Source organism: Ruegeria sp. CDSA021 (assembly GCF_059612325.1).
The window spans coordinates 23,867-49,882 of the sequence record NZ_JBXWQJ010000011.1 but is presented as its reverse complement, the minus strand read 5'-3'; the positions used below and the strand labels follow the sequence as shown (position 1 = coordinate 49,882).

25 protein-coding genes and 1 tRNA gene are annotated in these 26,016 nt (G+C 57.2%); 11 read left to right on the top strand and 15 right to left on the bottom strand.

The window, feature by feature from the left end:
• The first annotated feature begins 19 nt into the window (after window positions 1-19).
• The 5 genes from AC2FLD_RS15110 (at window position 20) to AC2FLD_RS15090 (ending at window position 5,694) form a co-directional block, all read left to right on the top strand.
• On the top strand, window positions 20-1,303 hold the full coding sequence (locus tag AC2FLD_RS15110) for an ABC transporter substrate-binding protein (RefSeq protein WP_496670163.1): 1,284 nt from the start codon (window positions 20-22) through the stop codon (window positions 1,301-1,303).
• 109 nt (window positions 1,304-1,412) lie between these two features.
• Window positions 1,413-2,246: an ABC transporter ATP-binding protein gene (locus AC2FLD_RS15105; RefSeq protein ID WP_050604576.1), complete on the top strand. Its 834-nt coding sequence runs from the start codon at window positions 1,413-1,415 to the stop codon at window positions 2,244-2,246.
• 19 nt (window positions 2,247-2,265) lie between these two features.
• On the top strand, window positions 2,266-3,483 hold the full coding sequence (locus AC2FLD_RS15100; protein WP_496670162.1) for a phenylacetate--CoA ligase family protein: 1,218 nt from the start codon (window positions 2,266-2,268) through the stop codon (window positions 3,481-3,483).
• 122 nt (window positions 3,484-3,605) lie between these two features.
• Window positions 3,606-5,270: an ABC transporter permease gene (locus tag AC2FLD_RS15095; RefSeq protein WP_496670161.1), complete on the top strand. Its 1,665-nt coding sequence runs from the start codon at window positions 3,606-3,608 to the stop codon at window positions 5,268-5,270.
• Between the two features lie 73 nt (window positions 5,271-5,343).
• Window positions 5,344-5,694, top strand: a complete 351-nt coding sequence (locus AC2FLD_RS15090) for a DUF2794 domain-containing protein (RefSeq protein WP_050604574.1) — start codon at window positions 5,344-5,346, stop codon at window positions 5,692-5,694.
• Here AC2FLD_RS15090 and AC2FLD_RS15085 read toward each other — a convergent pair.
• The 3 genes from AC2FLD_RS15085 to AC2FLD_RS15075 all read right to left on the bottom strand — a co-directional run bounded on the left by AC2FLD_RS15085 (window position 5,691) and on the right by AC2FLD_RS15075 (window position 8,260).
• The gene (locus AC2FLD_RS15085) at window positions 5,691-6,428 is read right to left on the bottom strand and encodes a C40 family peptidase (protein WP_496670160.1); all 738 of its coding nucleotides are present in this window, start codon (window positions 6,426-6,428) and stop codon (window positions 5,691-5,693) included. The two genes, AC2FLD_RS15090 and AC2FLD_RS15085, sit on opposite strands and share 4 nt — an antisense overlap.
• Entirely contained in the window at window positions 6,425-7,807 is a 1,383-nt protein-coding gene (locus AC2FLD_RS15080; RefSeq protein WP_496670159.1) for a leucyl aminopeptidase family protein, read from the bottom strand. Before AC2FLD_RS15080 ends, AC2FLD_RS15085 begins: the two co-directional genes overlap by 4 nt.
• Before the next feature lie 63 nt (window positions 7,808-7,870).
• A complete protein-coding gene (locus AC2FLD_RS15075) occupies window positions 7,871-8,260 on the bottom strand; it encodes a hypothetical protein (protein WP_496670274.1) in 390 nt (129 codons plus the stop codon).
• Between the two features lie 145 nt (window positions 8,261-8,405).
• Between AC2FLD_RS15075 and AC2FLD_RS15070 the strand changes: the two genes are divergently transcribed.
• Both AC2FLD_RS15070 and AC2FLD_RS15065 read left to right on the top strand, forming a co-directional pair.
• Window positions 8,406-9,056 carry a carbonic anhydrase gene (locus AC2FLD_RS15070; RefSeq protein WP_496670158.1) on the top strand — a complete coding sequence of 217 codons (651 nt, stop codon included), beginning with the start codon at window positions 8,406-8,408 and terminating at the stop codon, window positions 9,054-9,056.
• Window positions 9,057-9,144: 88 nt separating this feature from the next.
• Window positions 9,145-9,681 carry an SRPBCC family protein gene (locus AC2FLD_RS15065; protein WP_496670157.1) on the top strand — a complete coding sequence of 179 codons (537 nt, stop codon included), beginning with the start codon at window positions 9,145-9,147 and terminating at the stop codon, window positions 9,679-9,681.
• Between the two features lie 41 nt (window positions 9,682-9,722).
• Here the strand turns inward: AC2FLD_RS15065 and AC2FLD_RS15060 are convergent, their stop codons facing one another.
• The 5 genes from AC2FLD_RS15060 to AC2FLD_RS15040 all read right to left on the bottom strand — a co-directional run bounded on the left by AC2FLD_RS15060 (window position 9,723) and on the right by AC2FLD_RS15040 (window position 15,445).
• A complete protein-coding gene (locus AC2FLD_RS15060; protein ID WP_496670156.1) occupies window positions 9,723-10,640 on the bottom strand; it encodes an endonuclease/exonuclease/phosphatase family protein in 918 nt (305 codons plus the stop codon).
• A 548-nt stretch (window positions 10,641-11,188) separates the two neighbouring features.
• Window positions 11,189-11,644: a GNAT family N-acetyltransferase gene (locus AC2FLD_RS15055; RefSeq protein ID WP_496670155.1), complete on the bottom strand. Its 456-nt coding sequence runs from the start codon at window positions 11,642-11,644 to the stop codon at window positions 11,189-11,191.
• 449 nt (window positions 11,645-12,093) lie between these two features.
• The gene (locus AC2FLD_RS15050) at window positions 12,094-13,116 is read right to left on the bottom strand and encodes an aspartate-semialdehyde dehydrogenase (protein ID WP_496670154.1); all 1,023 of its coding nucleotides are present in this window, start codon (window positions 13,114-13,116) and stop codon (window positions 12,094-12,096) included.
• A 103-nt stretch (window positions 13,117-13,219) separates the two neighbouring features.
• On the bottom strand, window positions 13,220-14,251 hold the full coding sequence (locus AC2FLD_RS15045) for a glycosyltransferase family 4 protein (RefSeq protein WP_496670153.1): 1,032 nt from the start codon (window positions 14,249-14,251) through the stop codon (window positions 13,220-13,222).
• 21 nt (window positions 14,252-14,272) lie between these two features.
• Window positions 14,273-15,445, bottom strand: a complete 1,173-nt coding sequence (locus tag AC2FLD_RS15040) for an MFS transporter (RefSeq protein WP_496670152.1) — start codon at window positions 15,443-15,445, stop codon at window positions 14,273-14,275.
• A gap of 141 nt (window positions 15,446-15,586) precedes the next feature.
• Between AC2FLD_RS15040 and AC2FLD_RS15035 the strand changes: the two genes are divergently transcribed.
• Window positions 15,587-16,729, top strand: coding sequence for a DUF3095 domain-containing protein (locus AC2FLD_RS15035; RefSeq protein WP_496670151.1), 1,143 nt, complete (start codon window positions 15,587-15,589; stop codon window positions 16,727-16,729).
• A gap of 4 nt (window positions 16,730-16,733) precedes the next feature.
• Here AC2FLD_RS15035 and AC2FLD_RS15030 read toward each other — a convergent pair whose 3' ends face one another.
• Window positions 16,734-17,504, bottom strand: coding sequence for an HpcH/HpaI aldolase family protein (locus AC2FLD_RS15030; RefSeq protein WP_496670150.1), 771 nt, complete (start codon window positions 17,502-17,504; stop codon window positions 16,734-16,736).
• 219 nt (window positions 17,505-17,723) lie between these two features.
• Here AC2FLD_RS15030 and hpaR point away from each other — a divergent pair, with 219 nt between their 5' ends.
• Together hpaR and AC2FLD_RS15020 are read left to right on the top strand one after the other, a co-directional pair.
• Entirely contained in the window at window positions 17,724-18,158 is a 435-nt protein-coding gene (hpaR, locus tag AC2FLD_RS15025; protein ID WP_496670149.1) for a homoprotocatechuate degradation operon regulator HpaR, read from the top strand.
• A 601-nt stretch (window positions 18,159-18,759) separates the two neighbouring features.
• On the top strand, window positions 18,760-19,446 hold the full coding sequence (locus AC2FLD_RS15020) for a fumarylacetoacetate hydrolase family protein (RefSeq protein WP_496670270.1): 687 nt from the start codon (window positions 18,760-18,762) through the stop codon (window positions 19,444-19,446).
• Window positions 19,447-19,449: 3 nt separating this feature from the next.
• Here AC2FLD_RS15020 and AC2FLD_RS15015 read toward each other — a convergent pair whose 3' ends face one another.
• Both AC2FLD_RS15015 and AC2FLD_RS15010 read right to left on the bottom strand, forming a co-directional pair.
• Window positions 19,450-20,670, bottom strand: coding sequence for a winged helix-turn-helix domain-containing protein (locus AC2FLD_RS15015; RefSeq protein ID WP_496670148.1), 1,221 nt, complete (start codon window positions 20,668-20,670; stop codon window positions 19,450-19,452).
• The gene (locus tag AC2FLD_RS15010; RefSeq protein WP_050604554.1) at window positions 20,667-21,692 is read right to left on the bottom strand and encodes a LacI family DNA-binding transcriptional regulator; all 1,026 of its coding nucleotides are present in this window, start codon (window positions 21,690-21,692) and stop codon (window positions 20,667-20,669) included. The genes AC2FLD_RS15015 and AC2FLD_RS15010 overlap by 4 nt, the downstream gene beginning before the upstream one ends.
• 115 nt (window positions 21,693-21,807) lie before the next feature.
• On the opposite strand from AC2FLD_RS15010, the gene AC2FLD_RS15005 reads away from it, so the two are divergent.
• Window positions 21,808-21,884 (top strand) — tRNA-Arg (locus tag AC2FLD_RS15005).
• A 3-nt stretch (window positions 21,885-21,887) separates the two neighbouring features.
• Here the strand turns inward: AC2FLD_RS15005 and arsB are convergent.
• The 4 genes from arsB to AC2FLD_RS14985 are packed head-to-tail and all read right to left on the bottom strand — an operon-like array spanning window position 21,888 to window position 25,997.
• Complete coding sequence (arsB, locus tag AC2FLD_RS15000; protein WP_496670147.1) at window positions 21,888-22,910, bottom strand: ACR3 family arsenite efflux transporter; 1,023 nt, start codon at window positions 22,908-22,910, stop codon at window positions 21,888-21,890.
• Window positions 22,907-24,172, bottom strand: coding sequence for an organoarsenical effux MFS transporter ArsJ (gene arsJ, locus AC2FLD_RS14995; protein ID WP_496670146.1), 1,266 nt, complete (start codon window positions 24,170-24,172; stop codon window positions 22,907-22,909). The genes arsB and arsJ overlap by 4 nt, the downstream gene beginning before the upstream one ends.
• On the bottom strand, window positions 24,169-25,167 hold the full coding sequence (locus tag AC2FLD_RS14990; protein WP_496670145.1) for an ArsJ-associated glyceraldehyde-3-phosphate dehydrogenase: 999 nt from the start codon (window positions 25,165-25,167) through the stop codon (window positions 24,169-24,171). The genes arsJ and AC2FLD_RS14990 overlap by 4 nt, the downstream gene beginning before the upstream one ends.
• The gene (locus AC2FLD_RS14985) at window positions 25,164-25,997 is read right to left on the bottom strand and encodes an arsenate reductase/protein-tyrosine-phosphatase family protein (RefSeq protein WP_496670144.1); all 834 of its coding nucleotides are present in this window, start codon (window positions 25,995-25,997) and stop codon (window positions 25,164-25,166) included. The genes AC2FLD_RS14990 and AC2FLD_RS14985 overlap by 4 nt, the downstream gene beginning before the upstream one ends.
• Between the last annotated feature and the right edge of the window lie 19 nt (window positions 25,998-26,016).

Below are 26,016 nucleotides of genomic sequence, written 5' to 3'. Positions count from 1 at the left end.
TCAAGGGAGGAAACACCCGATGAACAAGAAACTGGCAACCTTGGCGCTGAGCGCCCTGATGGTCGCAGGGCCGGCGATGGCAGAGCTCGTAATTCCGGATCTCAGCTACCGCACCGGGCCTTATGCGGCGGGCGGTATCCCGTTTTCGGACGGGTACAACGACTATTTCACGCTGTTGAACGAACGGGACGGCGGCATCGGTGGCGAGCCGATCCGGGTTGTGGAATGCGAAACCGGATACAACACCGAGAAAGGTGTGGAATGTTATGAATCCACAAAGGGCGAAGGTGCGCTGGTGTATCAGCCGCTGTCGACCGGGATTACGTATCAGCTGATCCCCAAAGTGACCGCTGATGGCATTCCTTTGCACACCATGGGTTACGGTCGGACCTCGGCTGCAAACGGCAAAGTATTCAGCAACGTGTTCAACTATCCGGCCAACTACTGGAACGGGGCCTCGGGCGCGATCAACTATCTGCTGAACGAAAACGGCGGTGATCTGAGCGGCAAGAAAATCGCGCTGGTCTACCACAACTCGGCCTATGGCAAGGAACCGATCCGCACGCTGGAAATGCTGGCTGAAAAGCACGGTTATGATCTGACGCTGCTGCCGGTGGATCACCCTGGTCAGGAGCAGAAATCGCAATGGCTGCAGATCCGTCGCGAAAAGCCTGACTACGTGGTCATGTGGGGTTGGGGCGTGATGAACCAGGTCGCTGTGCAAGAGGCCGCAAACATCCGCTTCCCGATGGAAAACTTCATCGGTGTCTGGTGGTCGGGTGCCGAGTTCGACGTTGAACCTGCTGGTGAAAAAGCCACTGGCTACAAGGCGCTGACCTTTACCGGTCTGGGCAATGACTATCCGGTTTATGACGACCTGAAGAAGCATGTCGTTGACTCGGGTAAGGCTGCTGGTGCCGGTGATCAGTTGGGTTCGGTTCAGTACAACCGTGGGCTCTATGCGGCGATGTTGGCCTCGGAGGCGATCAAGACCGCGCAAGAGATGCATGGCGTGACCGCGATCACACCGGCGATGATGCGCGACGGTATGGAAGCGCTGGAAATCACCAACGCCAAGATGGAATCGCTGGGTATGGCAGGCTTTGGGCCTGAGTTCAGCGTGAGCTGTGAAAACCACGGCGGCCCGGGTCTGGTGGGTGTTGTTCAGTGGGATGCTTCGACCGGCACCTGGAACAAACTTCAGGACTTCATGCCAACCGATGCAGAAGTGATCGGTCAGTTGATCGCGGAAGATTCGGCAGCATATGCCGCCGAAAACAACATCGAACCGCGCTGCGAGTAAACCGCAGCTTTGTTTCGGTTTTGGTCGGAACGTCAAAACACCGGAGCGGCGGGATGCCTGCCGCTCCCCACGAACCGCCCTTGAAGGGCAGGCATGAGGACACGCGCTGATGCTGGATGCGGCACAAACCACTGATGTGCAGGCGGAAACCCTGCTTGAGGTCAACAATATCGAGGTGATCTACAACCACGTGATCCTCGTGCTGAAGGGCGTCAGCCTGACTGTGCCCAAGGGCGGTATCACGGCTTTGTTGGGCGGCAATGGCGCGGGCAAGACGACCACGCTCAAGGCTGTGTCGAACCTGCTGCATTCGGAACGCGGCGAGGTCACGAAAGGGTCGATCAAGTATCGCGGTGAAAGCGTGCATGAAAGCGACCCTGCTGTTCTGGTCGAAAAAGGTGTCATTCAGGTGATGGAAGGCCGCCACTGTTTCGAACACCTGACCGTGGAAGAAAACCTGCTGACAGGGGCCTATACCCGCAAGGATGGGTCCGCAGCGATCCAGCGGGACCTGGAGCTGGTCTACAACTATTTCCCCCGCCTCAAGGAACGCCGCCGGTCGCAGGCAGGTTATACCTCGGGCGGCGAACAACAGATGGTTGCCATGGGTCGGGCATTGATGTCTCGGCCCGAGACGATCCTGCTGGACGAGCCCTCGATGGGTCTTGCGCCGCAGTTGGTCGAAGAGATCTTCGGGATCGTGAAAGACCTGAATGAGAAAGAGGGCGTGTCCTTCCTGCTGGCTGAACAGAATACAAACGTTGCCCTGCGGTTTGCTCATTACGGGTACATTCTGGAATCCGGGCGCGTGGTTATGGATGGCCCGGCTGCCGAACTGCGCGAAAACCCGGATGTGAAAGAATTCTACCTCGGCATGTCCGATGAAGGCCGCAAAAGTTTCCGCGACGTGCGGTCTTATCGCCGCCGCAAGCGGTGGCTGTGAGCGAATGGAGGATATGGCGATGACCTATTTCGACACACTCGAAACGCGCTCGGCAGACCAGCGCGCCTCCGATCAGGCCACAGCGCTTGTGGAGCAAATCAAGCGGGCAGCATCCGCACCAGGATTCGCGGCGCACCTATCTGAAACAGACACTAATCAGGTGTTAAATGCAGAAGATCTGCCGCTGCTGCCCGTATTTCGCAAATCGGACCTGACGCGAGCTCAGGCCGAACGACCGCCGTTTGGCGGGTTTACGGTGAAGCCCGCGCGGCATTTTCATCATGTGTTCCAATCCCCCGGACCGATCTACGAGCCGGGCAGCACGGATCATGACTGGTGGCGCATGGGCCGGTTCCTCAATGCGGCGGGTGTAGGCGCCGGTGACATTGTGCAAAACTGCTTTGGCTATCACCTGACCCCGGCGGGCATGATTTTTGAAAATGGTGCCCGCGCGGTTGGTGCAGCCGTTTTACCCGCTGGAACCGGCCAGACCGAGTTGCAGGTGACAGCGGCGCGTGATGTCGGGTGTACGGCCTACGCAGGAACGCCCGACTATCTGAAGGTCATTCTGGACAAAGCCGATGAGATGGGCGTTGCGCTGAGCTTCTCAAAGGCCGCCGTTGGCGGCGGGGCGCTGTTCCCGTCGCTGCGCCAGGAATATGCGGATCGCGGGATTTCGTGCCTGCAATGCTATGCGACAGCCGATCTGGGCAACATCGCTTACGAAAGCCCGGCGATGGATGGGATGATCATCGATGAACATGTGATCGTCGAAATTGTAACCCCCGGTACTGGCAACCAGGTCGCTCTGGGTGAGGTCGGCGAGGTTGTTGTGACGTCACTGAACCCCGATTACCCGCTGATCCGCTTTGCAACGGGCGATTTATCTGCGGTCATGCCAGGTGTTTCGCCTTGCGGCCGCACCAATACAAGGATCAAGGGCTGGATGGGCCGCGCGGACCAGACCACCAAGATCAAAGGCATGTTCGTGCGCCCGGAACAGGTGGCGGCACTGGTCGACAAACATGATGAGATTGTCAAAGCCCGCGTTATCGCGATGCGTCAGGGCGAAATGGACACGATGACCGTGCAAATCGAAAGCGCGGATGGGGATAACCCTGCCTACGCCAAGTCGGTTGCCGAAGTATTGAAGCTGAAAGGCGCGATCGAGGTCGTGGCCCCTGGCTCACTTCCCAAGGACGGTTTGGTCATCGAGGACCAGCGGGTTTACGAATAGCCGTGGAAAACGTGTCTACGGCATCAAATGCCGCAGATTTATTGAATGTCGCACTGGTGTTTCCGAGCTTTTTGGTCGATTAAAGGCGAACCCTTCGCCTTTGCCAATCACAAGCCGGGATGATGGCCGAAATCGAATATTCACAAAACGGATCGCGCAATCGTGGCGTACGTGGAACCCGGCTGTTGGCGGGGATCGCGTATCTTGTGGCAGCGGCTTGCCTGTTGCCGATGGTTGCCGTGGTTCTGGCTGCGGTGACGGGCGGAACGGACACGATTTCGCACCTTATCGAAACGGTTCTGCCAAGCTATACCGCGACGACACTGATCCTTGTTGTGCTGGTCGCAGCAGGTACGTTTAGCATCGGCACCGGAGCCGCCTGGCTGGTGACGATGACCCGCTTCCCCGGAGTTCGGTTTCTGGAAATTGCACTGGTTCTGCCACTGGCTTTTCCAGCCTATGTTCTGGCCTATGCCTACACTTTCATTCTGGACCATCCAGGGATCGTTCAAAGCACATTGCGGGACGTAACGGGGTGGGGGCCGCGCGACTACTGGTTCCCTGAAATCCGCTCGACCGAGGGTGCAGCGGTGATGCTGATCCTTGTGCTGTACCCGTATGTCTATCTGTTGGCGCGAGCTGCGTTCTTGCAGCAAAGCGCAACGGCGTTTTTGGCGGCCCGGGCGCTGGGGAACAATCCATGGTTGGCATTCCGGCGCGTCTCGTTGCCGATGGCGCGGCCAGCGATTGCGGGCGGCGTTCTGCTGGCGGTGATGGAGACCATAGCGGATTTCGGCACTGTTTCGTATTTCGGTGTTCAGACATTTGCGACCGGCATCTACACCAGCTGGTTTTCCATGGCAGACCGTGCGGCTGCGGCGCAGCTTGCGCTTTGCCTGCTGGTTTTTGCGCTGGTGATGGCCGTGGCCGAGCGCACGCAGCGCGGCAAGGCGAAATATTATCAAGCCGGAAAACAACATGTGGCGCAACCGGCGGTCGATCTTACAGGCTTGCACGCCTTTGGGGCCTTTTTGCTCTGTGCGATACCTGTTCTGTTCGGGTTCTTGCTGCCGGTGATCATTCTGGTCGAGATGGGGTTGGAATCGGAACAAAACCTGCTGTCGCGACGCTATATCGGGTTCATCCAGAACTCGCTGACTTTGGCCGGGACAGCGGCGGTCATCACGGTCTTTGCGGCGATCAGCGTTGGGTTCTTCCAGCGGCTCAGGCCCGGGCGGGCATCCTCTGTGACGGCATATCTGGCGCGGTTGGGATATGCCGTGCCCGGGGGCGTGATTGCGGTGGGTCTGATCGTCCCTTTCGCCGGTTTCGACAACGCGCTTGATGCCTGGATGCGCAAGACTTTCGATGTGTCCACAGGGTTGCTGGTCACCGGTTCAATCTGGTTGCTGGTTGCAGCCTATATGGTGCGGTTCCTGGCAGCCGCGCTCAGCGCGTATGAAGGTGGGCAAAGCACGGTGCACGCCAATATGGATGCCGCTGCGCGTTCACTGGGTCAATCGCCGCTGGGGACTCTGCGGCGCGTACATTTGCCGATTCTAACGCCATCCCTGTTGACGGCGCTATTGATTGTATTCGTGGACGTGATGAAGGAATTGCCTGCCACGCTGATCATGCGCCCGTTCAATTTCGACACATTGGCAGTGCAAGCCTACAGGCTGGCCTCGGACGAGCGGTTGGAGGGTGCTGCCGTGCCCTCGTTGGTCATTCTGGCTGTCGGTTTGTTGCCCGTGATCCTGATTTGCCGTCAGGTTGGCCGGCGGTAACACTTCTGCCTGAATTGTCGGGTCATGACGCATCAGGCTTGATTCAAAAGCGATTTCCGGCAAGGCTGGAGGTATGAATATGCAGCCTCCCAGCCGGTTCTCGGCAAGTGCAGCGCAGATGCCCGTCGCCTTTGACCGGCATGAGATGTCCCAGATACTGTCCGTTTATGGCCGGATGGTCGCCGCCGGAGAATGGCGGGATTACGGTATCTCGAACCTGCGCGACATGGCAGTGTTCTCGATCTTCCGGCACACTGCTGAACACCCGATCTATCGCGTCGAAAAGCACCCGCGACTGAGGTTCCGGCAAGGGATGTATTCCGTTGTCGGCATGGATGGCCGTATTCTGAAACGCGGCCACGATTTGCGCGCGGTTCTTCGGGTATTGGAACGTAAGCTGATCCGGGCGGTAAAGCCCGATTAGAACCTTTTATGTGCCGTTACTGGGCCGTCGCCCTGTGCTTGAATGCGCTCAATGGCCTGATCCATAGGTTCAAACACAACCGCCATATGGCTGGCGTTGGCATGCAAAATCATGTTGTCCCCGGACACCCAGGCCACATGACCTTTCCAGAACACCAAATCACCTCGATGCGCCGCTGATCCTTCGTTCAGGGTTGAACCCAGTGCGCGTTCCTGATCACCGCTGTCACCGGGACAAGGCGTGCCACAGGCCAGAAGCGCGGCTTGGACAAGCCCGGAGCAATCGATACCAAACCGGCTGTTTCCACCCCACAAATAGGGCGTCCCAAGGAACAATTCGGCCACTGCCAGCGGATCCTGCGGCGTCTCAGAGATTGGTGCGGCGTGTACCTTCGGAACAAAGCCCAACTCGGTTTCCAGATACCGGTCTGTTTCTGACAACGCGTGAATTTTGCTGCCAAAGCTGAGGGACACCAGATCGTAGCTTTTGAAATACGCGGTTTCATAGGCATGAGTCGCCGGTGCTTTGATCCAATGCGTGGCGGGTCTACAGTTGGTCAACTGATCCGTTCGCACCCAGCCGGTGTACCCGTCTTTGTCGGCGATAACCCGGCTCCAACCATCTTTTTCACAAGTGACCTGAACCGTATCTCCGAACAGGACCTGCCTGTTACGGGGGCCGTCAGGGTCACGCAACAGATCGACCACAGGCTTAGATATGCGGAGGTGAGTCACAGGCCTAACATCTCGGGCAGAGCGTTCAGTATCGCGCGCGGCCCTTGGCCTAGACCGCCTTTGCTGCGCCCGGGTTCCGTGCTCGGCTGCCAGGCATAGATATCGAAATGGACATAGCGGCACGATCCCACAAACCTGCGCAGAAACAGGGCGGCGGTGATCGAACCCGCAAACCCGCCCGAAGGTGCATTGTCCAGATCGGCGATGCCGGGCTCGATCATTGCCTCATACGGCGCGTGAAACGGCAAACGCCAGACTGGATCGGCCGATGCCTTGGCGGATTGCGACAGGGCCGTCGCACAGGATTCATCATCAGTGTAGAACGGGGCCAAATCGGGACCCACAGCAACGCGTGCCGCCCCGGTGAGTGTTGCCATCGAGATCACCAGATCGGGCTCACCCTCATCCGCCAGTGCCAGAGCATCCGCCAGCACAAGGCGTCCTTCGGCGTCTGTGTTGTTGATCTCAACCGTCAAGCCCTTGCGCGAGGTCAGGATATCCCCGGGCCGAAAAGCATTGCCTGCAACCGCGTTTTCAACAGCAGGGATCAGGACACGTAGCTGTACTGGCAAGTCCAACGCCATAATCATGTGCGCTAATCCAAGCACATTGGCGGCCCCGCCCATGTCTTTTTTCATCAGACCCATCGAGGCACCCGGTTTCAGGTTCAGCCCGCCTGTGTCGAAACAAACGCCTTTGCCTACGAGCGTCAGTTTGGGGCCGCTGTTGCACCAGTTCACCTCGATCAATCGCGGGGCCTGGTCCGCGGCCCGCCCGACCGTGTGGATCATCGGGAAGTTCTGGTCCAACAGCGCGTCACCCAGGACAGTGCTACACGTGGCCCCAAATTCGTCGGCCAAAGACTCGACAGCCTGTTGCATCTGCGCCGGTCCCATATCCGACGCCGGAGTGTTGACCAGATCGCGGGTCAGGGCCTCGGCCTGAGCCATGGCTTCAATACGGGCTGCATCCACCCCATCAGGAGCGACCAGCGCCGCTGAGCCGCCGGATTGTATGGCGTAGCGATCAAAAGCATAGCCGGCCAGCAGCCAGCCGAGGCATTCAACCTCTAACAGGTCCGAAGGCAGGCCGGACGCGATATGATAGGTTCCTTCCGGCAGAGACAGAGCGGCAGCGGCCAGCGGAAACCGTTTGCGCGCGCGCTTTGCTTCAGTCCCGTAACCGGCTAGTGCCATTTCTGCGGCGCCATTTTTGCCTGGCAACAGCAGAGACTGACCTAGCGCCGCCGAAAACCCGTTCGCAGAGACCCAGGATTGCACGTGCTGCGGTTGCTCTTGCAACCACCCCTCTAGATCCGGCTGAGCAATCACATGCAGAGGCAGAGAGGTGTCAGAGGACGGGGAGAAGGACAGGGTCATGGGCGTCTCAACAAGTGGTTTCCAAGCACAGACTAGCCACGCCTGATCCGCCTGCAACCCCTGTCAGACGGAAAGATCCTGTTGATCCCATACGGAGGTCAGGGAACGCTCACCCACTCGGATCAGCCGCCCCAAGGTTGCACCGGCCGCCACTGCATCACCGGCATCGACGGATTGGGCCACATCCCCTGCCACTCGCGCAAGCGCTGTCATCCCGACCTGTTCAAAAATTGCGACCAGCGATTTGGCACATTTGCGCTGGTCAGACCATTCGCGGTGCCGCCAATAGCGTTCACAGTTTGAAAGACGCACGGCCAGCTCTTCAACTGTGCGACACAGCACGTCCAGAGCGTTCTTGTCCCCCAGTTGACTGTACAGCCCGCTGAGTTGATCCGGGTCCAGCAGGACGGATTCTTTGTGTTCTAGCGTGATTATCTTTTCCACCACATTCACCCTAAGTATTGACGCCCCCACGGCGTGGGTCTGATACTGGCGGCAAAATCCTTTGCAAAACCTTGCAGGGAAGTTGGATAATGGCTCGAATTTTTATTGAATTCGGTTTACAGCGTCCTGAACCGAGAAGAACTGGGACATTACAATGGACTATGCCAAGCCTTTGCCAACCTATCTGGTCAAGCGGTATCACGGGTGGAAAGCCACAACATATTCCGAGAACCAAGTTTGGTACAAACGGTTGGCAGAAGAAGGGCAACGCCCCCGCGCGATGGTGATTTCCTGCTGCGATAGCCGGGTGCACGTGACCTCTATGTTTGGGGCTGATCAGGGTGATTTCTTTATTCACCGCAATATTGCCAACTTAGTGCCGCCTTACGCGCCCGACGGCGATCATCATGGCACCAGTGCCGCAATTGAGTATGCCGTTACGGCGCTGAAGGTCGCGCATCTGATCGTGTTGGGCCATTCGCAATGCGGCGGTGTTCAGGGTTGCATCGACATGTGCAAGGGCGAAGCGCCTCAACTGGAAGCCAAAGAAAGCTTTGTCGGTCGCTGGATGGACATCCTCAAACCCAAATACGATCTGGTTGCGGATATCGAAGATCGTGTCGATCAGGCGCGCCAGTTCGAGCGCCAGGCGGTTGTGGCATCACTGGAAAACCTGATGACTTTCCCGTTTATCGCCTCGGCGGTTGAGGAAGGCGCACTGAGCCTGCATGGGTTGTGGACCGATATAGGCGCGGGCGGGCTGGAATGTTTTGACCCTCATCAGAAGAAATTTCTTGCCATCTGACATCGATGAAACAACACGGTTTCCGGTTCTGATTCAGAGCCGAAATCCTGTATGATGCGTGCACACGTTTCGAGTTTTGGAGATTGCGATGAAAGTTGTTCTACGAATTCTTGCAGGATTGGGCCTGATTGCTATCGCGCTGGTCGCGGTGTCATATCTGTTGCCAGGCAAGGCCGAAGTGTCCCGCAGCATCACCATCGATGCGCCAGCCGAAGCGATCTTTCCGTACGTAAACTCCATGCAAGAGACCGAGCAATGGTCCCCTTGGCTGCACCGAGATCCCGACACCCAACTGACCTACTCGGGACCCGATGCAGGCGTCGGAAACGCTCTGAACTGGAGTTCCGATAACCCGCAGGTTGGCACCGGTTCGCAGGTGATCGTCGAGAGCGTGGAAAACCAGCGCGTCCAAACGGAATTGGATTTCGGTCCGATGGGGACTGCCACGGCGTCATTTCTTCTGGAGCCTGGTGGAAACTCGACCTTGGTGACCTGGGGGTTCGAGTCCGATTTGGGGCTTAACCCCATATCCCGATGGATGGGGCTCATGATGGATAAATGGGTCGGCGGTGACTATCAACGTGGGTTGACCAATCTGAAAGCGCTGATCGAAAATAGTACATAGGCAGGCGGACCAGCTGCGCGCTGAGGAGTGCGGTGGAAACGCTATTCGATACGAAACCGGGCGAGCTTTCCCATATGGTCCGAGCCCATGAAGGGGCGCAGTTCGACTGTTCCGATTGTGCCCTTGGGAAAAAGCAGGTTGTCGATCGGCAAAGGGACTCTCCAACTGCCAAGGTTATGCGTGTTCAGCGCGGTTCCGAAACTTTGATTGTCCGCAGCCGCGGCGATCCGCTGGACGCTTGCCCCCCATGGCACCATGTTGAAATCCCCCGCGATCAGAACCGGGCCGTCCAGATCCGCGATGCGATCCGCGATAATCTGACTTTGCTGCGCCTGATCATAGGGAAATGGCCAATTCAGGTGAATCGAGACGATCCAGACCGCAGTCTCGTCAGGAGCCTCAACCTGCACACCGACCAATCCACTGCCTTTGAGGCAGAATTCCGAGTTCCCCACGATAGGCAGTGTCGTCAGAATGGCAACGCTTTGCTCAGGACGAAAGCTGCACACGACCTTTGACGGGTAGTGTTCGAACAGGTTGTTCATGTATTTTTGATTGTGACTGGACACTTCCTGCAAAGTCACAATCTGGGCGTTGGACGCGATGATATCGTCAGCCAGAGGATAGCGCGGCCAGGCTTTGCTCATCAGGTTCTTTTGGTACAGCGTCAGGCAGGTTCCGTTGCATTCAGCAGAGGGCGCAGCATAGCTGGCGGCAATGGAACCAAGGGCCATCGCGGCAACGGCACAGGTCGTCAAAGCCAAGTATCTGACGCGCAGGTACAGCAGCAACGTGGCACAGAGCAGAAGCAAAACGCCAGCTTGAGGACGCAAAAGGGCAATCGAGTCCCCCACGGCAAAGATTTGTCCGGTAAATCCGATCACCACAAACGCCATCAGTATGCATGCGCATCCGATGGTCAGGGTTCTGGCAATCCTGTGTCTGGTCGAAACCTGCATGCCCTGCCTCAGCCACCTTGTGCGGGACACTGCTTGTGGTCTGCTCAGCCACATCTGCAGCGATCAAGGTTATGCATTTAGGTGACAAGCCCGCCCGTCTTTGTCAACAGGTCGGGGGAATTTACCGCGTTCGGGTGCTCGCCCTTGAGCAGATTTCTATTGGAGACCTGACGGGTATGGCTGATGAGCCAGAAGGTGCTGTTTGAGAGGAAAGGGTGCTTTGAGGCAGATTTGTACAGATTTCCGTAGGTCCGCTTGTAGCCCCTGAGCCGCCATTGATCACACTTCAGCCTTTCGCTCATGCAGCAGGTCGCGATCCGCGCAAACCGGACATTTCCTGTCTGGTTCGTGGATGGCTGTGACGCGGACAAAACAGCCGTCGGCATCGCGGAAACGAATGTCTGCTCTATGCTGATGATTCAACGGGTGGTCGCAACACATCGGGCAAACTTTTTTGCCAACGTTTCGTATTGCAAGGTCTTTCTCAGGCGCTCGTTGAGCTGTCTGGCCATCGCGCTTCGTGCCTTCCTTTTGATTCCCAGAAGTTGCTATTCGAGCGGCTTTCTCATCAAGACGAATGGTCCTTCCGGGTATGTTTGCAATTCCACAAATTCATAGCCGAGAGCCAAATAAAACTCCCGCGCGGTCAGTGAGGAATGAAGCATCATTTCCGGGATTGCCCTTTGTCGCGCCTCCTCTTCAATTCTTGAAACCAGCATTTTGCCCAACCCTCGCCCCTGATACCCACGGTCCACGAACATTGAACGCAGATAGTTATCTCTCAGCCCCACCGTCCCAACGAGTTCGGTGCCCATGAAGCAAAGAAGAATTAGCTCGTTTTCAATTCTTCCGGCGACCGGCTCCGACTCAAAAATCGCGCACAGCATATCGATTGACTTTTGATCGTAGTCCTTGGAATTTGAAACGCGAATTGTGCGCCGGATCAGCCCACTGAGCGGAACTACATCGGCAACAGTTGCCTGTCGGATTTTGAGCGACTTCATCGCGGCAAGCCTACCCCGGGACATGCGACATCGAAGAACTAGCAGATATGGCGAAAGCGGGCTGGAAGCATTCGGGCTTCTCTATGTCTTTCACAAAGGGAAACGGGTTCACAAACTTCATGGTGTGTCCTGCCGGAATTGTCGGATCAGATAATCCCATCACTATTGCAGACATTCTTTCGAGGCGCAGCATCGGTAACATTGGGCTCGTTGCAGACCTTGGCTGCTAACTTCATGAATATCCGCTTTCCGCGCATTCCTACCATCCTTGGTGCTCGGTGCTGCAATCGCAGCGAATGGCAGCTGAGTGGCCGATTCTTACCTTTCCCAAGTACTTGTAGGCGCGGTTAAAGTCAGTTTTGGATCTCAATCTTGGCTTTCCTACACAAATCAAAAAACCCGCTGACCAAACAGCGGGTTTCTTTTCAGTCTTTGCAAAAGTTGGATCGTCAGCCCTTTTTCAGGACCTCACGGCCCAGCAGCTCGGCGATCTGTACTGCGTTCAGGGCTGCACCTTTGCGCAGGTTGTCCGAGACGCACCACAGGTTCAGGCCGTTTTCCACGGTTGAATCCTGACGGATACGGCTGATGAATGTGGCGAAGTCGCCCGCGCATTCGATGGGCGAGACGTAACCGCCGTCTTCGCGCTTGTCGATCACCATGATCCCGGGTGCCTCGCGCAGGATGTCGCGGGCCTCGTCTTCGTCCAGAAACTCTTCGAACTCGATGTTCACGGCCTCTGAGTGGCCGACGAAAACAGGAACGCGGACGCAGGTGGCTGTGACCTTGATCGACGGATCGACGATCTTCTTGGTCTCGACAACCATCTTCCACTCTTCCTTGGTCGAACCGTCTTCCATGAAGACGTCGATCTGCGGGATGACATTGAACGCGATCTGCTTCTGGAATTTCTTTGGCTCAACATCGGTCGTCGGGTTGTAGATCGCCTTGGTCTGATCCCAAAGCTCATCCATGCCGTCTTTGCCCGCGCCGGAAACCGACTGATAAGTCGATACGACCACGCGCTTGATCCTGGCGCGGTCATGCAGCGGCTTCAGCGCGACAACCATCTGCGCGGTCGAGCAGTTGGGGTTGGCGATGATGTTCTTGTTCTTGTAGTCGTGGATCGCCTCGGGGTTACATTCCGGAACGATCAGCGGAATCTCGGGATCATAGCGATAGAGCGACGAGTTATCGATCACCACACAACCTGCAGCCGCCGCCTTGGGGCCATAGGTTTTGGTCGCGTCCGAGCCGATGGCGAACAGCGCCATGTCCCAGCCGGTGAAGTCAAAAGTGTCGATGTCCTGGGTCGTCAGTGTCTTGTCGCCAAAGCTTACTTCGGTCCCCAGCGAACGACGGCTTGCCAGAGCGGCAATTTCATCAACCGGGAACTGGCGTTCCGCCAGGATGTTCAGCATTTCGCGGCCCACGTTACCCGTGGCGCCGGCGACAACGACGCGATAGCCCATTTCATGTCTCCAAAGTTAAGGACGCGCGTTCATAGCTGCGTTGCGGCGAAGAAAAAAGGGCTTTCGGCGCTGATTTGATAGTTTGACGTCGAATTGAGGCGCTTCAGGTGCTCAGAAGACGCTTGTAGAGTGTAACCAATGTCTTTGCTTCACCCTGAATATCGAAATTCTGTTCGACATGGGTACGGGCGGCCTGACCGGCCTGCGAAAGGGAATCACGGTTTTCCAGCATGTCCGCCGCCGCGTCGGCCAGCGCAGGAATGTCGTCGGGGACCACCACCCGCCCCAGCGAGGGGTCGGTCACGATCTCGGAAAACGCGCCAACGTCTGTTGCCACAACCGGGACGCCGCAGGCCATCGCCTCGAGCGGGGTGAGCCCGAACCCTTCCCACCGTTGCGGTGCGATAAACAGGTCCAGTACCTGATACCATTCGGCAATCTGATCGACCGTGACCTCGGGCATGAAAAGGATGCGATCAGACAGCCCCGCCTTTGCGACCTTGTCTTTCAGCTCGGCAAGGAATGTGGCGTGTTTCTCGGTGGCCCGACCCATGACGATACCGGACACAGTGTCGAACCGCCCACATAAATCGATCATGGCGTCGACAAACGCGTCTGTGCCCTTTTGATGCCGGATACGCCCGTAGCATCCCAACAGCAGCCCATTTGGCAGACCCAGTCTGGCCCGCACGGCTGCCTTGTCCTGAGGGGGCACAAAATCCTCAAGGTTGATACCATGCATGACAACCTGCGCGTCGCGCTCAAGATACCCGGCGGTTTTTTGGGACGTCGCCACAATCGCGTCCATCTTGCCGATCAGCCATTTAGTGTAGCCTGTGTGGGGGCGTTGGGATGCACTGGTAAACAGCAGTTTGAGCTTCAGGCGGAACATGTGGCGCAGGATCAAGCCCAGAAGCATCTCGGTGTTGCGGCGCGCGTGCCAGACTCGCGTTGTACGGCGCGACAGAAAGGGCAGGCGGCCCAATGGGATATGCGGGATGTCGGCAGGCAGACCCGGACCCGTGGCTGCGATGTCGATTGATTGTGCCTGCAGCGGAACCAGCCTTGCGATGGTTGCAGTCACGCCCGAAAGCCTGCGTTTCAGATTTGGGGCTATGACGACGGGATCTTTCACCGGGCTCTCCTGATGGCTGCTTCAGTCGACACTATCCCGGCTGAATAGATAGATCACGCAACCAATGGCAAGCGATATGGCAAAAAACCCGAATATCGCCGTGTAGGGTGCAGTTGATCCTGTCTGAGCGGTGGCGGCATGAATGCGGCCGGTGACGAACTGGGCGACGCCCGCACCGCCGATCCCGAACAAGTTCAACAGGGTCACGCCGCGGCCAACGAGATGTGGCGGCACAAAGGCTCGGCCATGCGCCATAATGACGGGAAAGCTGGCCCCGACAAATCCAATGATGGCCAGCAGAAGAACCGAAAGCCAGATAGCGTTGTCAATCCACAAGCACAGCAGCGTCAGCGCGACGGCCCCTAGAGCGTTGCCTGCGAAAATGACCCATTTCCGGGTGCCGAACACGCGGTCCAGCGGCCCGTAGACAAAAGTGCCAGCGATCATCGCTGTTCCCATGACCAGCGTCGCGGTGCCGATCTGAGTTGTGCTGAGACCGAAGACATCGTTCAGATAGGGCCCTGCCCAAAGTCCGCGTAACGCTGCGGAAGGCGCGTAAGCAACCATCATCAATGGCAGGATCAGCCATAGTGCAGGCTCCTTCAACAGGTCCAACAGTGACCCCTTGTGTTCCGTTTCGACCTTTTCCGGATCGTGCACGGTCAGCAAAATGCCCAAAGCAATTGTAGCGGAAATCACTGCCAGCCCAACCATCGTTGCGCGCCATCCCATCCACTCGACCGCGATCGCCGTGGGGTAGGATGCTACGAGGTTGCCCACCGAACCCACACCCAACATCACAGCCGCCAACGTGGCAAACCGCGCCGACGGATATTCTCGGGCAAAGATGAAATATGAGGCCATCAGGACCGGAGAGCATCCGACACCGATCAGGCCCATTGCGATGCTGATATGCAGCGGCGAGGATGCGACGGCAAAAACCGCAGCCCCGCCAGCGCCACCAATCAGCAACAGAACCGCCGCGGTCAGTCGGGGACCAATCTTGTCCAGCGCCCAGCCCACCGGGATTTGCATTGCCGCAAACACAAGAAACCAAAGCCCAGACGCAAAGGCCAGATCTTCGGGTGTTGCTCCGATATCCTTTTCCAAATCCAGGCTGAGAACAGCCAGAAACGCGCGGAAAAACTGGCTGAGCACATAGCCCAGGCATAAAACCACCAAACCAGCCTGCATGATCCGCCTCTTTTTTGCGCGCCTCAGGAAAAGGCTTGGCATGTCGTGATGCAACGCACAAGCATGTGTACTATGTTTCAAACACAGGACCCGGACCGTTTTCCATCTAGTATAACTGGAGCATTGATCTTGAGGGGGACCATGAAAGACCTCCATTCCGCGTTTTATGAAAATCTTCCCTTGTTGCGGGAATTTACTTTGTTGGCGGATCCAACGAAGTTTTCGACTATGCCGGATGACTGGGTTCTGGGCATTGCGGACATTGTCGATTCAACCGGCGAAATCGCGCGAGGCAGATACAAGACAGTCAACACGGTTGGGGCCGCCGTGATTTCAGCCATGATCAACACCATGAATGGCAAGCTGTTTCCTTATGTCTTCGGCGGGGATGGCGCGGGCTTTGCGGTTCCGCCCAGCCAGGTTGAAGCGGCGCGCGATACTCTGGCCGCCCTACGGCGTTGGGCGGAGGAAGAGTTTTCCATGTCCCTGCGTGCGGCCTTGGTATCAGTTGCCGAGATCCGAGCCGCTGGCCGGGACCTGCGCGTGGCCCGATATGCACCGTCGACCGGCGTGGACTATGCGATGTTTTCAGGTGGCGGGCTGGCCTGGGCCGAAGCCGAGATGAAAGCAGGGCGAAGTATGGTTGAACCTGCAGAACCGGGGGCGCTGCCGGATCTGACGGGCCTGTCGTGCCGGTGGTCCAACAGCACGGCGCGGCATGGTCAGATCGTCTCGTTGGTTGTTCAACCCACCGCATCGGCCACGGAACGCGATTTTGCCGATCTTGCGCAATCCGTACTGTCCGCGTCAGAAGAGCTTGAGCGTGCAGGTCATCCCGTGCCCGAGAACGGCCCACCCATGAAGTGGCCGCCTCCGGGGCTGGACATTGATGCGCATGTATCGCGCAACGGGCGGCATATGGGACTGCAAAAGATTGCCTTGCTGTTTCAGAACCTTCTGATCGCGATTCTGTTCAAATCGGGCAAACGCATGGGACAGTTCGAGCCAGAGCATTACAAGCATATGGTCAGCAGCAATGCGGATTTTCGCAAATTCGATGACGGTTTGAAGATGACGCTGGATTGCGATCCGGCGACGTTGAAAAAGATCGAACACATGCTGGAAGAGGCGCGGGCACGCGGCAAGATCAGGTATGGTTTGCACGCCCAGGACGAGGCAATGATGACCTGCATCGTGCCCTCTGCCACACGGGATGACCATGTGCATTTTGTTGACGGGGCTTCGGGTGGCTACGCGCAGGCCGCGGCTGCCATGCGCAGCTGACGGGTCATGACGCCTTCCACCGCGCAACCAGTGATCGCGCCGATTGCGCCAACAGCATAACGTCGATTCCAACGGCCAGGAATTGCGCACCCATGTCCAGATAAGCATGTCGGGCTTCATCATTGACGGCGAGGATGCCAGCCGCTTTATCGGATGCCTTGATCCGCGCCAGCGCGTCAGCGATCACCTCGCGCATCTCGGGGGCGGCGCTGTTGCCTTGATAGCCCATATCGGTCGACAGATCGGCGGGGCCGATGAACACACCATCCACGCCCTCGACCTGCAATATATCATCCAGGGCAGCCAATCCGGCGCGGGTTTCAACTTGCAGCAACAGGCAGATTTCCTGATCCGCCGTTTGGATGTATTCCTCGACCGATCCATACATCGTGGCCCTTGACGCCATCGCGCCCACGCCGCGCGCGCCGGTCGGGGGATAGCGACAGGCGCGGACCAGTTCCCGCGCCTGTTCCGCGCTTTCCACAATCGGAACCAGCACGGTCTGAGCGCCTGCATCCAATACCATCTTGATCAGCCAGGTCTCGCCAACCGGAAGCCGAACCACCGGATGCGACGGGCTGGCTGCCAACGCCACAAGCTGATCCCGGATTGAGCGGATATCGTTAGGGGCATGTTCCCCATCTATCACCAGCCAATCGAAACCGGCTGTGCCCATGATTTCGGCCGTTATGGGTTCTGCAAAGCTCATCCAGCACCCAATCTGTGTTTTTCCCGTTTTTAGAGCCGTCTTGAAGGGGTTTTCCGGGGCAGCCATCTGATCTCCCTTTGTTGCGTAAGATATGGTGCGCAAAGACCTCGTGCCTGGCCTCCTCTGCATCTTCTTTGATGGTGGTGAATTGTCCAGCCTGAAGGCGCAGCTTTCTAATTGGTTTTATTGATGTTGCGGCAAAGCCTGCAGGTAAAAGTGGTCGGGAACTTTGATCGGAAGAGAGGCTCGCTTGCGAAAATCCTGAATTTCAGTGATAATTTTCCTATGACCGACGATCTTCCTCTGACGTCGCGATCTTTGCCCATTGCGCTGTTGCGGGCGCGGGAAAAGGTTATGGGACCCATTCGTGCAATGCTGGCTGACGCCGGTGTCACTGAACAACAATGGCGCGTTTTGCGGGTGCTGAACGAGGAAGGTCCACAAGAGCCGACACATATCTCTGATCGTGCCTGCCTGTTGCTGCCCAGCCTGACGCGCATATTGCAGAAACTGGAACAACGCGGTTTGATCTCGCGGCGGTGCCACCCGGCAGATCGTCGTCGCCAGATTGTCGAGATCACCGCAAGCGGTACCCAGATCATTCGTGCCAATCTGTCTGCGAGTATCGCCCAGGCAGAACGCATTCGGTCCCAGCTTGGTCCGGATAAGCACGAGCTTTTGCTGGATCTTCTCAATGACCTGAAAGATCTCGAAGCCTGATCCACGGTTTTAGTGAATTCGCACTTCAGGGACCCCGCCGGAGAGTTTAGGGGGATTCTCCGACGGGGCGGCCAGACTCGTACTGGATCATGTGCCTGGCCCGAGGCCGGTTGCGTCACGTGTAGCCTGACGGTCCGACCTGCGCTTCGGAGTGTGTGCCGAGTCAAAACAGACCCTAAACAAGGCATGTTTCCCGGGGGGCGGGCTCATGCCTTTGCTCTCCGAAATAGATGTTGCCAAGTGCCGACCGATGGATCGTTTGCAAGTGGGGCCCTGACGTCACCTCGGCGGGTTCATTCACCAAGTGAGTGCATTTGGTTTCACTGAGGCCGTGTTGTCGGCTGCAACATCACGTATCTAATGACATAGCTCAACTTATGCCTGAGCCAAGTCGCGTTTGTTCTTCCTCTGACGAGGCCATAAAGGCGGAAGTGAATTTGCTTTGAAACGGACATTGCGCTGCACATCGGAATTGGGCGAGTTCGTGCTGAAACACCGCCAAAGCTTTGGCGAAATCTGGCGTGTTTTCCGGTATTGCTGATCGGACCAGCGGTCGTGAGATGAACCAGTAAAATAGTCAGAGAGCACTATGTAAAACAATCTGTTTTCTCTTCCAGACCCCATCACTATTCCTGTTGTCGGTATCCCGGCAGAGTATCCCGTTGGTCGCATTTTTTGCGTTGGCCGAAACTATGCGGCCCATGCGGCCGAGATGGGGAATGAGGCAGACCGCGAAGCACCGTTCTATTTCACCAAGTCCGCCGCAATTGCGGTTCTGTCCGAGGCAACGGTTCCGTACCCTGCCGGGACCGAGAACTATCATCATGAAATGGAATTGGCACTGGCGATTGGAAAACTGGTTTTCCGCGCCAACCCTGAGCAGGCTTGGGACGCGGTCTATGCGTATGGCTGTGCTCTTGATATGACCCGGCGCGACTTGCAGATCCGAGAGCGGAACAAGCACAGGCCCTGGGATCTAGGCAAGGATGTCGAAAACGGTGCTGTATTTGCTCCGCTCACCCGGGCAGAAGATTGGTCCCCGGACGAGGGCAAGCATATCCGTCTGCGCGTCAATGATGAGATACGGCAGGACGCGACGCTTGAGGAGTTGATCTGGAAGATTGACGAAGTCATCTGCCATCTGTCCGGCTTTTATCATTTGCGCCCCGGCGATCTGATCCTGATCGGCACCCCCGCCGGTGTTGGGCCGGTTGTGGCGGGGGATGTTCTGAGCGGTGAGATTGACGGGCTCACACCAATTCAACTGACGCTCACGGATGCAAAATAGACCCTATTTAGGATCTTTCAGCCAATCTTTGGCAAACTCGACATGTGTCACGCCCGCCAGTCGACGCACCCGGTCCAACTCGGCGTTCAGGCGTCGGGTGCGGGCGTCGGACCAGCGCACTCTGTGTTCGGGCCACAGGGCTTTGACACGTAACACGTCGCGATCACGATGCGCTTTCATATCGATCCGGCCAATCAAACGATCACCTTCGAGCAGCGGAAACACATAGTAGCCATAGCTGCGCTTGGCCTCCGGTACGAAGACCTCAATGCGATAGTGAAAGCCAAACAACCGCTCAGCCCGGTTGCGGTCGCGCAACATGGGGTCAAACGGGCTGAGCACGCGGATGCGCCCCGGTGGCTGGGACAGGTTGGCTTTCTTGTCCATCAAATCTGGGCGGGCAAAGACCTTTCGGGTGCGTCCATCCGCACAGGTGATCTCAATCTCTTCGATGTCGCCCCTATCCAATGCCGTCGCGCACCAGTCTTTGGCTTCACCGGCGCTGACCGTGTCCCAGAACGCAGCCAACTCGCCCGAGGTTGCAAATCCAAGCCGGTCTAGGGCCGCGTTGCACAGCCAATCCACGGTCGCCTCTGCGTCGCACTGCATGTTTCCCGGACAAAGCTGGGTTTCAATGACCCGCTCGGTCAGATCATAGCGTTTCTGGAATCCGTCACGGCTGACAACAGTAAGAGCCCCGGAACGCCACAAAAACTCCAGGGCGGTTTTTGAGGGGTGCCAATCCCACCATCCGCCCGAGCCCTTCTTTTCATCCTTGCCCACATCCGAGGAGGACACCGGGCCGTTGTCGCGGATGTGCTGTAACACCGTTTCAAACTGCTGCTCGAACCCGTCCCGTCGCCAGTTCTTCCACCGCGCTTTCAGCAGATCCGCATCGCGCTGAAAGCGCAGATGCCAGTGCGGGTAGAACTCCATCGGGATCACGGCCGCATCATGCGTCCAATGCTCGAACAGTTCTTTTTCCCTTTCATAGAGCCTTTTGAGGTTTTCGCTGCGATAGCTGGGCCTGCGCGAAAACAGGATCAGGTCATGCGCACGGGCCACCGTGTTGATGCTGTCGAGTTGCACAAACCCTAACCGCTGAATCAGATCCAGCAGCGCACTGCCTTTGGCCTCACCCGAAGGCTGTTCCGCCAGCGCATGGCGGTCCATGAAAAAGGCCCGCGCTGTTCGGTTGTCGAGCCGTTTTAGGGTTGCCGTCATCGCCGTTTCAGGGTGTCGCCAAAGCTGATCTTGGGGGTCAGCGTCACGCGCGTTTCAATCTCAGAATCGGGATCTTTCAGGCGCTCGGCAATGATCTGGGCTGCCTGACGACCAATGTCGAGACGGCAGGCATCCATCGTTGCAAGTTTGCGTGGCAGGCCCTGCAACAGTTCGACATTGTTGAACCCGGCCAAGCCGATTTGACCCGGAATGTCGATACCCTGCTCCAGAAGGTACAACAAGCCACCTGCACCGATCATGTCGTTGGAATAATACAGGAAATCCAGATCGGGAGAACGCTCCAGCATGGCCTGTGTCATTTCGCGACCCTTCGCCAAGGCCGACCCACCGGAATAGAATTCGCGGTCTTCGATCTCGATCCCGTGTTTGCCCAGCACTTCGGTGAAACCTTCGAACCGTTTGCGTGCGCGGTGATCCAGCGGCATTTTGGTGCCCATGAAGCCGATATGCTGATACCCGGCCTTCAGGATCGCCTGCGCCATTTCGCGCCCGGCGCGGCGGTGCGAGATACCTACCATCGCATCCACAGGTTTGCCGTCGGTGTCCATGATCTCAACCACTGGAATGCCTGCCGAATCCAGCATGGCGCGCGCGGCTTCGGTATGTTCAAGCCCTGCAATGATCACGCCTGACGGCCGCCACGAGAGCATCTCGTAAAGCACCTTTTCCTCTTTCTCAGGCAGGTAATCGGTGACGCCAACCACAGGCTGCAACTCAGTATCTTCAAGCACCTGATTGATTCCGGTCATCACCTCGGGGAACACCATGTTTGAAAGCGACGGGATGATCACAGCGACCAGATTGACCCGGCTGGAGGCCAGCGCGCCGGCGATCTTGTTGGGGACATAGCCAAGCTCTTTGGCGGCGGCCAGAACGCGGGTGCGGGTGGCGTCTGACACATCCCCCCGATTCCGCAAAACCCGGCTTACCGTCATTTCGGATACTCCAGAAGCCTCGGACACATCGCGAAGGGTAAGCGGGCGTTTGGTTTCACTGTTCACGGGAGGCACCTGCGTTGTTGTTTTGCCCGATGGTAGCGTGAACAGGTCGGCGTGTACAACAATTGTGCAAAGGCGATGACAACCCGAAAAATCCCGGTTACAGAAGGCGCAACGCGGCCCCGTGGCTCAACTGGATAGAGCAGCCCCCTCCTAAGGGGCAGGTTGCAGGTTCGAATCCTGCCGGGGTCGCCAAGTTTACCTTGTTACTGGTTCTGGAAAACGCGCGCGTGTGCGGTTGGCAAAAGCTACAAGGGACAACATCACGGGCACTTCGACCAGAACCCCCACAACGGTCGCCAACGCCGCGCCGGAATTCAGACCGAACAAGCTGATCGCAACGGCCACAGCCAGTTCGAAGAAGTTCGACGTTCCGATCATGGCACAGGGGGCTGCGATCCGATGAGGGACTTTAAGCACGTAAGCGGCGCCGTAGGCTACGGCAAAAATACTGTAGCTTTGGATCAGAATGGGCACGGCGATCAGCACGATGACCATCGGTCTGGCCAAAATCGTCTGCCCCTGCAGGCCGAACAAGATAACCACTGTCGCGATCAACCCTATTACAGACCATGGCTTCACCCGGGCCGAGAAGGATTCAATTGCCTGTTTAGAGCCTAAAATACGCCGGGTAATCAGTCCGGCAATCAGCGGCAGTACGACATAAAGAACCGTAGCCAGAACCAGCGTCTGCCATGGAACCTCAATATCGGTGACGCCAAGCAAAAATGCTACGATCGGGGCAAAGGCCACGACCATGATCAGATCATTGACCGAGACCTGAACCAGCGTGTAGGTCGCGTCGCCTTTGGTGAGTTGTGACCAGACGAACACCATGGCGGTGCAGGGTGCGGCCCCCAACAAGATCAGACCAGCCGTGTATTGGGCAGCGTCTTCAGGCGCGATCCAGGGCGCGAAGACATAGTCAAAGAACAGAACGGCCAGCAGCGCCATGGTGAAGGGCTTGACCAGCCAGTTCACCACCAGTGTCACAATCAAACCGCGTGGCTGGCGGGCAACCCCGGCGACTGCGCCGAAATCGACGTTGACCATCATCGGGTAGACCATCGCCCAGATCAGCACGGCGACAACCAGGTTGACGCTGGCGACTTCGGCCCCTGCGACCAGCTGCACCAAGCCCGGCGCGGCTTGTCCGATCAGGACGCCACCGATCATGGCAAGCGCAACCCAGATCGTGAGATATCGTTCGAAAATGCTCATGAAAGCGCCTTGTAAGTTTGATCTGTGAGTTTGCCGGACGTCAGCGCGGCAAGGGCAACCATAACGGTTGCGGTACCGAGAACCATGGGTAACCCCCCGACCTGATAAGTCAGGCCGGACAGTACGGTTCCAACCAACCGACCCGCCGCATTCGCCATGTAGTAAAAGCCAACATCCATCGTCACGCGCTCAGACCGGGTGAAGGCCAGAATCAGATAAGAATGCAGTGATGAGTTGATCGCGAAGATGCCACCGAAGACCAGCAAGCCAACTACAAGCGTTATGGTGAGCCAAGTCTCTGGGCTATCTGACAGCGAAACAACCAATGTTAGAGCCGCGGGAACACAAAATAGGATGGCCGCCCAGCTGCGCGCGGCACGGATCAGATCACTTTCGGTTCGGTCCCTTGCACGCAATATCTTCGGCGCGCTAGCTTGCACTGCACCGTAGAGGATGACCCATACCGCCATAAATGTCCCGATCATGAAGAACGCGGCCCGATTGCCCTCTTCTGTGCCGTCTGACAGGACCGCGTAAAAATAGACTGGGATGCCAACCACAAACCAGACATCTCGCGCGCCGAACAGAAAGACGCGCGCCGCAGACAACCAGTTCACATTGGCGGATTTCGAAAAAACCTCGGAAAATTTTGCGCCTTTGCGTCCCTTCGGCAGGCCCGCCGGCATGAACAGGATAACTGCGAACAGGATCAACGCCAGAACGGCTGCCATGACAAGGATTGCCGTCATGAAGCCCAGCGTTGCCAGCATGGCCGCCCCCAACAGGAATCCCAGCCCTTTGACCGCGTTTTTCGATCCCGTCAGGACCGCAACCCAGCGAAATAAACAGCCGCCTTCGGTCGGAGCCAACAGCTTGACCGACGATTTCGAAGACATCTTGGCCAGATCCTTGGCCACTCCGCTGGCTCCTTGCACCATCATCACAAAGGTGACCGAAGCTGCGACGGTCCAGTTCGCGTCAAGCTGCGTCATCGCGAGCAGCGCCACCACCTGCAACCCCAGCCCCGCATAAAGGGTCGAGGTCAATCCGAACCGCGCTGCTATCCAGCCTGCGGACAGATTGGTGACAATCCCGGCGATCTCATAAAGTACAAACAGATATGCCAGTTGAACCGGAGAGAAGCCCATGGTGTGAAAGTGCAGCAGCACCAACATCCTGAGTGCACCGTCGGTCAGCATGAAAGCCCAATAGGCCGCCGTAACCGCGATATAGGCCGACAGTCCTTCGGGCCGCTGTGTCACAGCGATGACCCTACCATCAATGCGACATCCACCAGTCGATGCGCATAGCCCATCTCGTTATCGTACCAAGCGTAGATTTTCACCTGCGTCCCGTTCACAACCATGGTCGACGGTGCATCGACAATCGAGGAGCGTTCGTCATTGGTATAGTCAGTCGAAACCAAGGGGCGGGTTTCATAGCCCAGAATGCCCTTCAACTCACCCTCGGCGGCGGCTTTGAAGAAGGCGTTGACCTCTTCAACCGTGGTTTCGCGCTCCACTTCGAACACGCAATCGGTCAGCGAGGCGTTCAACAGCGGCACCCGTACCGCGTGACCGTTTAAGCGTCCCTTGAGTTCCGGATAGATCAACGTGATGGCGGTGGCCGAGCCGGTGGTGGTCGGGATCAGAGAATTCAGTGCTGATCGCGCGCGCCGCAAGTCTTTTGCAGGCCGGTCAACGATCGTTTGCGTGTTGGTCACGTCGTGGATCGTGGTCATCGACCCGTGGCGGATACCCAAGTTCTCGTGAATAACCTTGACCACCGGCGCCAGGCAATTTGTTGTGCAGGACGCTGCTGTCACGATCTTATGGGTCGCTGGATCATAGGTGCTGTCATTCACACCCATGACGATATTGGCCGTCGGGCCGTCTTTGACCGGGGCTGAGACAACAACCTTCTTAACCCCAGCATCAAAGTACGGAGCCAGCTTGGCCTCGGTCTTGAACACGCCGGTGCAGTCGATCACCGCGTCGACACCGTCCAGCGGCAGTGCGGTCAGGTCTTTTGTACCTATGAAGGGCAGGCGGATTCCATTTACTGTGACGCTGTCAGCATCATGGCCAAACTCTGCGTCCCAGCGCCCATGCACTGTATCGAACTCCAGCAGATGCGCGTGCATCTCTGGATCACCGACGGCATCGTTGATCCAGGCAATATTTGCACCCCGTTCCAGCAAAGGCTTCAGGGCCAATTTTCCCACCCGGCCAAGGCCGTTCAGTGCATAAGTCGTCATTTCGTGTCCTCGAGTGGCGCCCGCCCGATTTCGTCGACGGCCGATTGTAGTGCGATCCGGTCAAGACTTTCGACCGGCAAAGATGTGAAGGCTTGAATCCGACGCTTCAGCCCGCCGTAAGCGTTTTGGAAGGCCAGGCTCTTCTCGGCGTCGGTGCCTTCTGTCTTGACCGGATCAACCATCCCCCAGTGTCCACTGATCGGTTGGCCGTCCCACGCCGGGCATTCTTCGTTGGCGGCCTGATTGCAGACCGTAAAAACAAAATCCAGATCAGGCGCGTCCGGTCCCGAAAACTCGGATACATTCTTCGATCGCAGCACCGAAGTGTCATGCCCCTTGTTTTGCAGAACCTGAACAGCAAACGGGTTCAGTTCGGAAAATGGCCGCGTTCCGGCGGAATAGACCTTGAACCGATCACCGCCGATGTCCCGCAGCAGGGATTCAGCAAAGATCGAGCGGGCGGAATTGCCCACACAGATGAACAGCACATTGAACTTCCGGTCAGTCATGGTGTCACTTCCCTTGGTTGAAGGCATGCAAAGATCAGGTCGGCCACGGCAGCAGTCCACAATCAGGAAATCGAGCATTTGCTGCACGTTCTTCATTTCAATCGAATAGAGCAGAGACGTCCTGGATCGCTCCTGCTTGACCAGCCCTGACCTTTGCAACGCATTCAGATAGTTCGACATGGTGCTGGGTTTGACACCCAGCTCTGCCGCCAGTTCGCCTGCGGGAACAGTGTCAGGAAACCGTCGCATTAACATGCGAAACACGGTGATGCGTTGCGGGTGGCCAAGGATGGCCAGTTGATCGGTAATCTCTTTTATCATATTTCATGAAATATTGAAA

What these genes read in the sequence shown, in the direction of transcription:
- AC2FLD_RS15060 (WP_496670156.1), bottom strand. Translation starts at nt 10,640, where the DNA reads ATGCAGGTTTCGACCAGACACAGGATTGCCAGAACCCTGACCATCGGA.
- AC2FLD_RS15110 (WP_496670163.1), top strand. Translation starts at nt 20, where the DNA reads ATGAACAAGAAACTGGCAACCTTGGCGCTGAGCGCCCTGATGGTCGCA.
- AC2FLD_RS15040 (WP_496670152.1), bottom strand. Translation starts at nt 15,445, where the DNA reads ATGCAGGCTGGTTTGGTGGTTTTATGCCTGGGCTATGTGCTCAGCCAG.
- hpaR (WP_496670149.1), top strand. Translation starts at nt 17,724, where the DNA reads ATGACCGACGATCTTCCTCTGACGTCGCGATCTTTGCCCATTGCGCTG.
- AC2FLD_RS15080 (WP_496670159.1), bottom strand. Translation starts at nt 7,807, where the DNA reads ATGACCCTGTCCTTCTCCCCGTCCTCTGACACCTCTCTGCCTCTGCAT.
- AC2FLD_RS15065 (WP_496670157.1), top strand. Translation starts at nt 9,145, where the DNA reads ATGAAAGTTGTTCTACGAATTCTTGCAGGATTGGGCCTGATTGCTATC.
- AC2FLD_RS15015 (WP_496670148.1), bottom strand. Translation starts at nt 20,670, where the DNA reads ATGACGGCAACCCTAAAACGGCTCGACAACCGAACAGCGCGGGCCTTT.
- AC2FLD_RS15035 (WP_496670151.1), top strand. Translation starts at nt 15,587, where the DNA reads ATGAAAGACCTCCATTCCGCGTTTTATGAAAATCTTCCCTTGTTGCGG.
- AC2FLD_RS14985 (WP_496670144.1), bottom strand. Translation starts at nt 25,997, where the DNA reads ATGATAAAAGAGATTACCGATCAACTGGCCATCCTTGGCCACCCGCAA.
- AC2FLD_RS14990 (WP_496670145.1), bottom strand. Translation starts at nt 25,167, where the DNA reads ATGACGACTTATGCACTGAACGGCCTTGGCCGGGTGGGAAAATTGGCC.
- AC2FLD_RS15090 (WP_050604574.1), top strand. Translation starts at nt 5,344, where the DNA reads ATGAATATGCAGCCTCCCAGCCGGTTCTCGGCAAGTGCAGCGCAGATG.
- AC2FLD_RS15095 (WP_496670161.1), top strand. Translation starts at nt 3,606, where the DNA reads ATGGCCGAAATCGAATATTCACAAAACGGATCGCGCAATCGTGGCGTA.
- AC2FLD_RS15055 (WP_496670155.1), bottom strand. Translation starts at nt 11,644, where the DNA reads ATGAAGTCGCTCAAAATCCGACAGGCAACTGTTGCCGATGTAGTTCCG.
- AC2FLD_RS15070 (WP_496670158.1), top strand. Translation starts at nt 8,406, where the DNA reads ATGGACTATGCCAAGCCTTTGCCAACCTATCTGGTCAAGCGGTATCAC.
- AC2FLD_RS15030 (WP_496670150.1), bottom strand. Translation starts at nt 17,504, where the DNA reads ATGGCTGCCCCGGAAAACCCCTTCAAGACGGCTCTAAAAACGGGAAAA.
- AC2FLD_RS15100 (WP_496670162.1), top strand. Translation starts at nt 2,266, where the DNA reads ATGACCTATTTCGACACACTCGAAACGCGCTCGGCAGACCAGCGCGCC.
- arsB (WP_496670147.1), bottom strand. Translation starts at nt 22,910, where the DNA reads ATGAGCATTTTCGAACGATATCTCACGATCTGGGTTGCGCTTGCCATG.
- AC2FLD_RS15105 (WP_050604576.1), top strand. Translation starts at nt 1,413, where the DNA reads ATGCTGGATGCGGCACAAACCACTGATGTGCAGGCGGAAACCCTGCTT.
- AC2FLD_RS15050 (WP_496670154.1), bottom strand. Translation starts at nt 13,116, where the DNA reads ATGGGCTATCGCGTCGTTGTCGCCGGCGCCACGGGTAACGTGGGCCGC.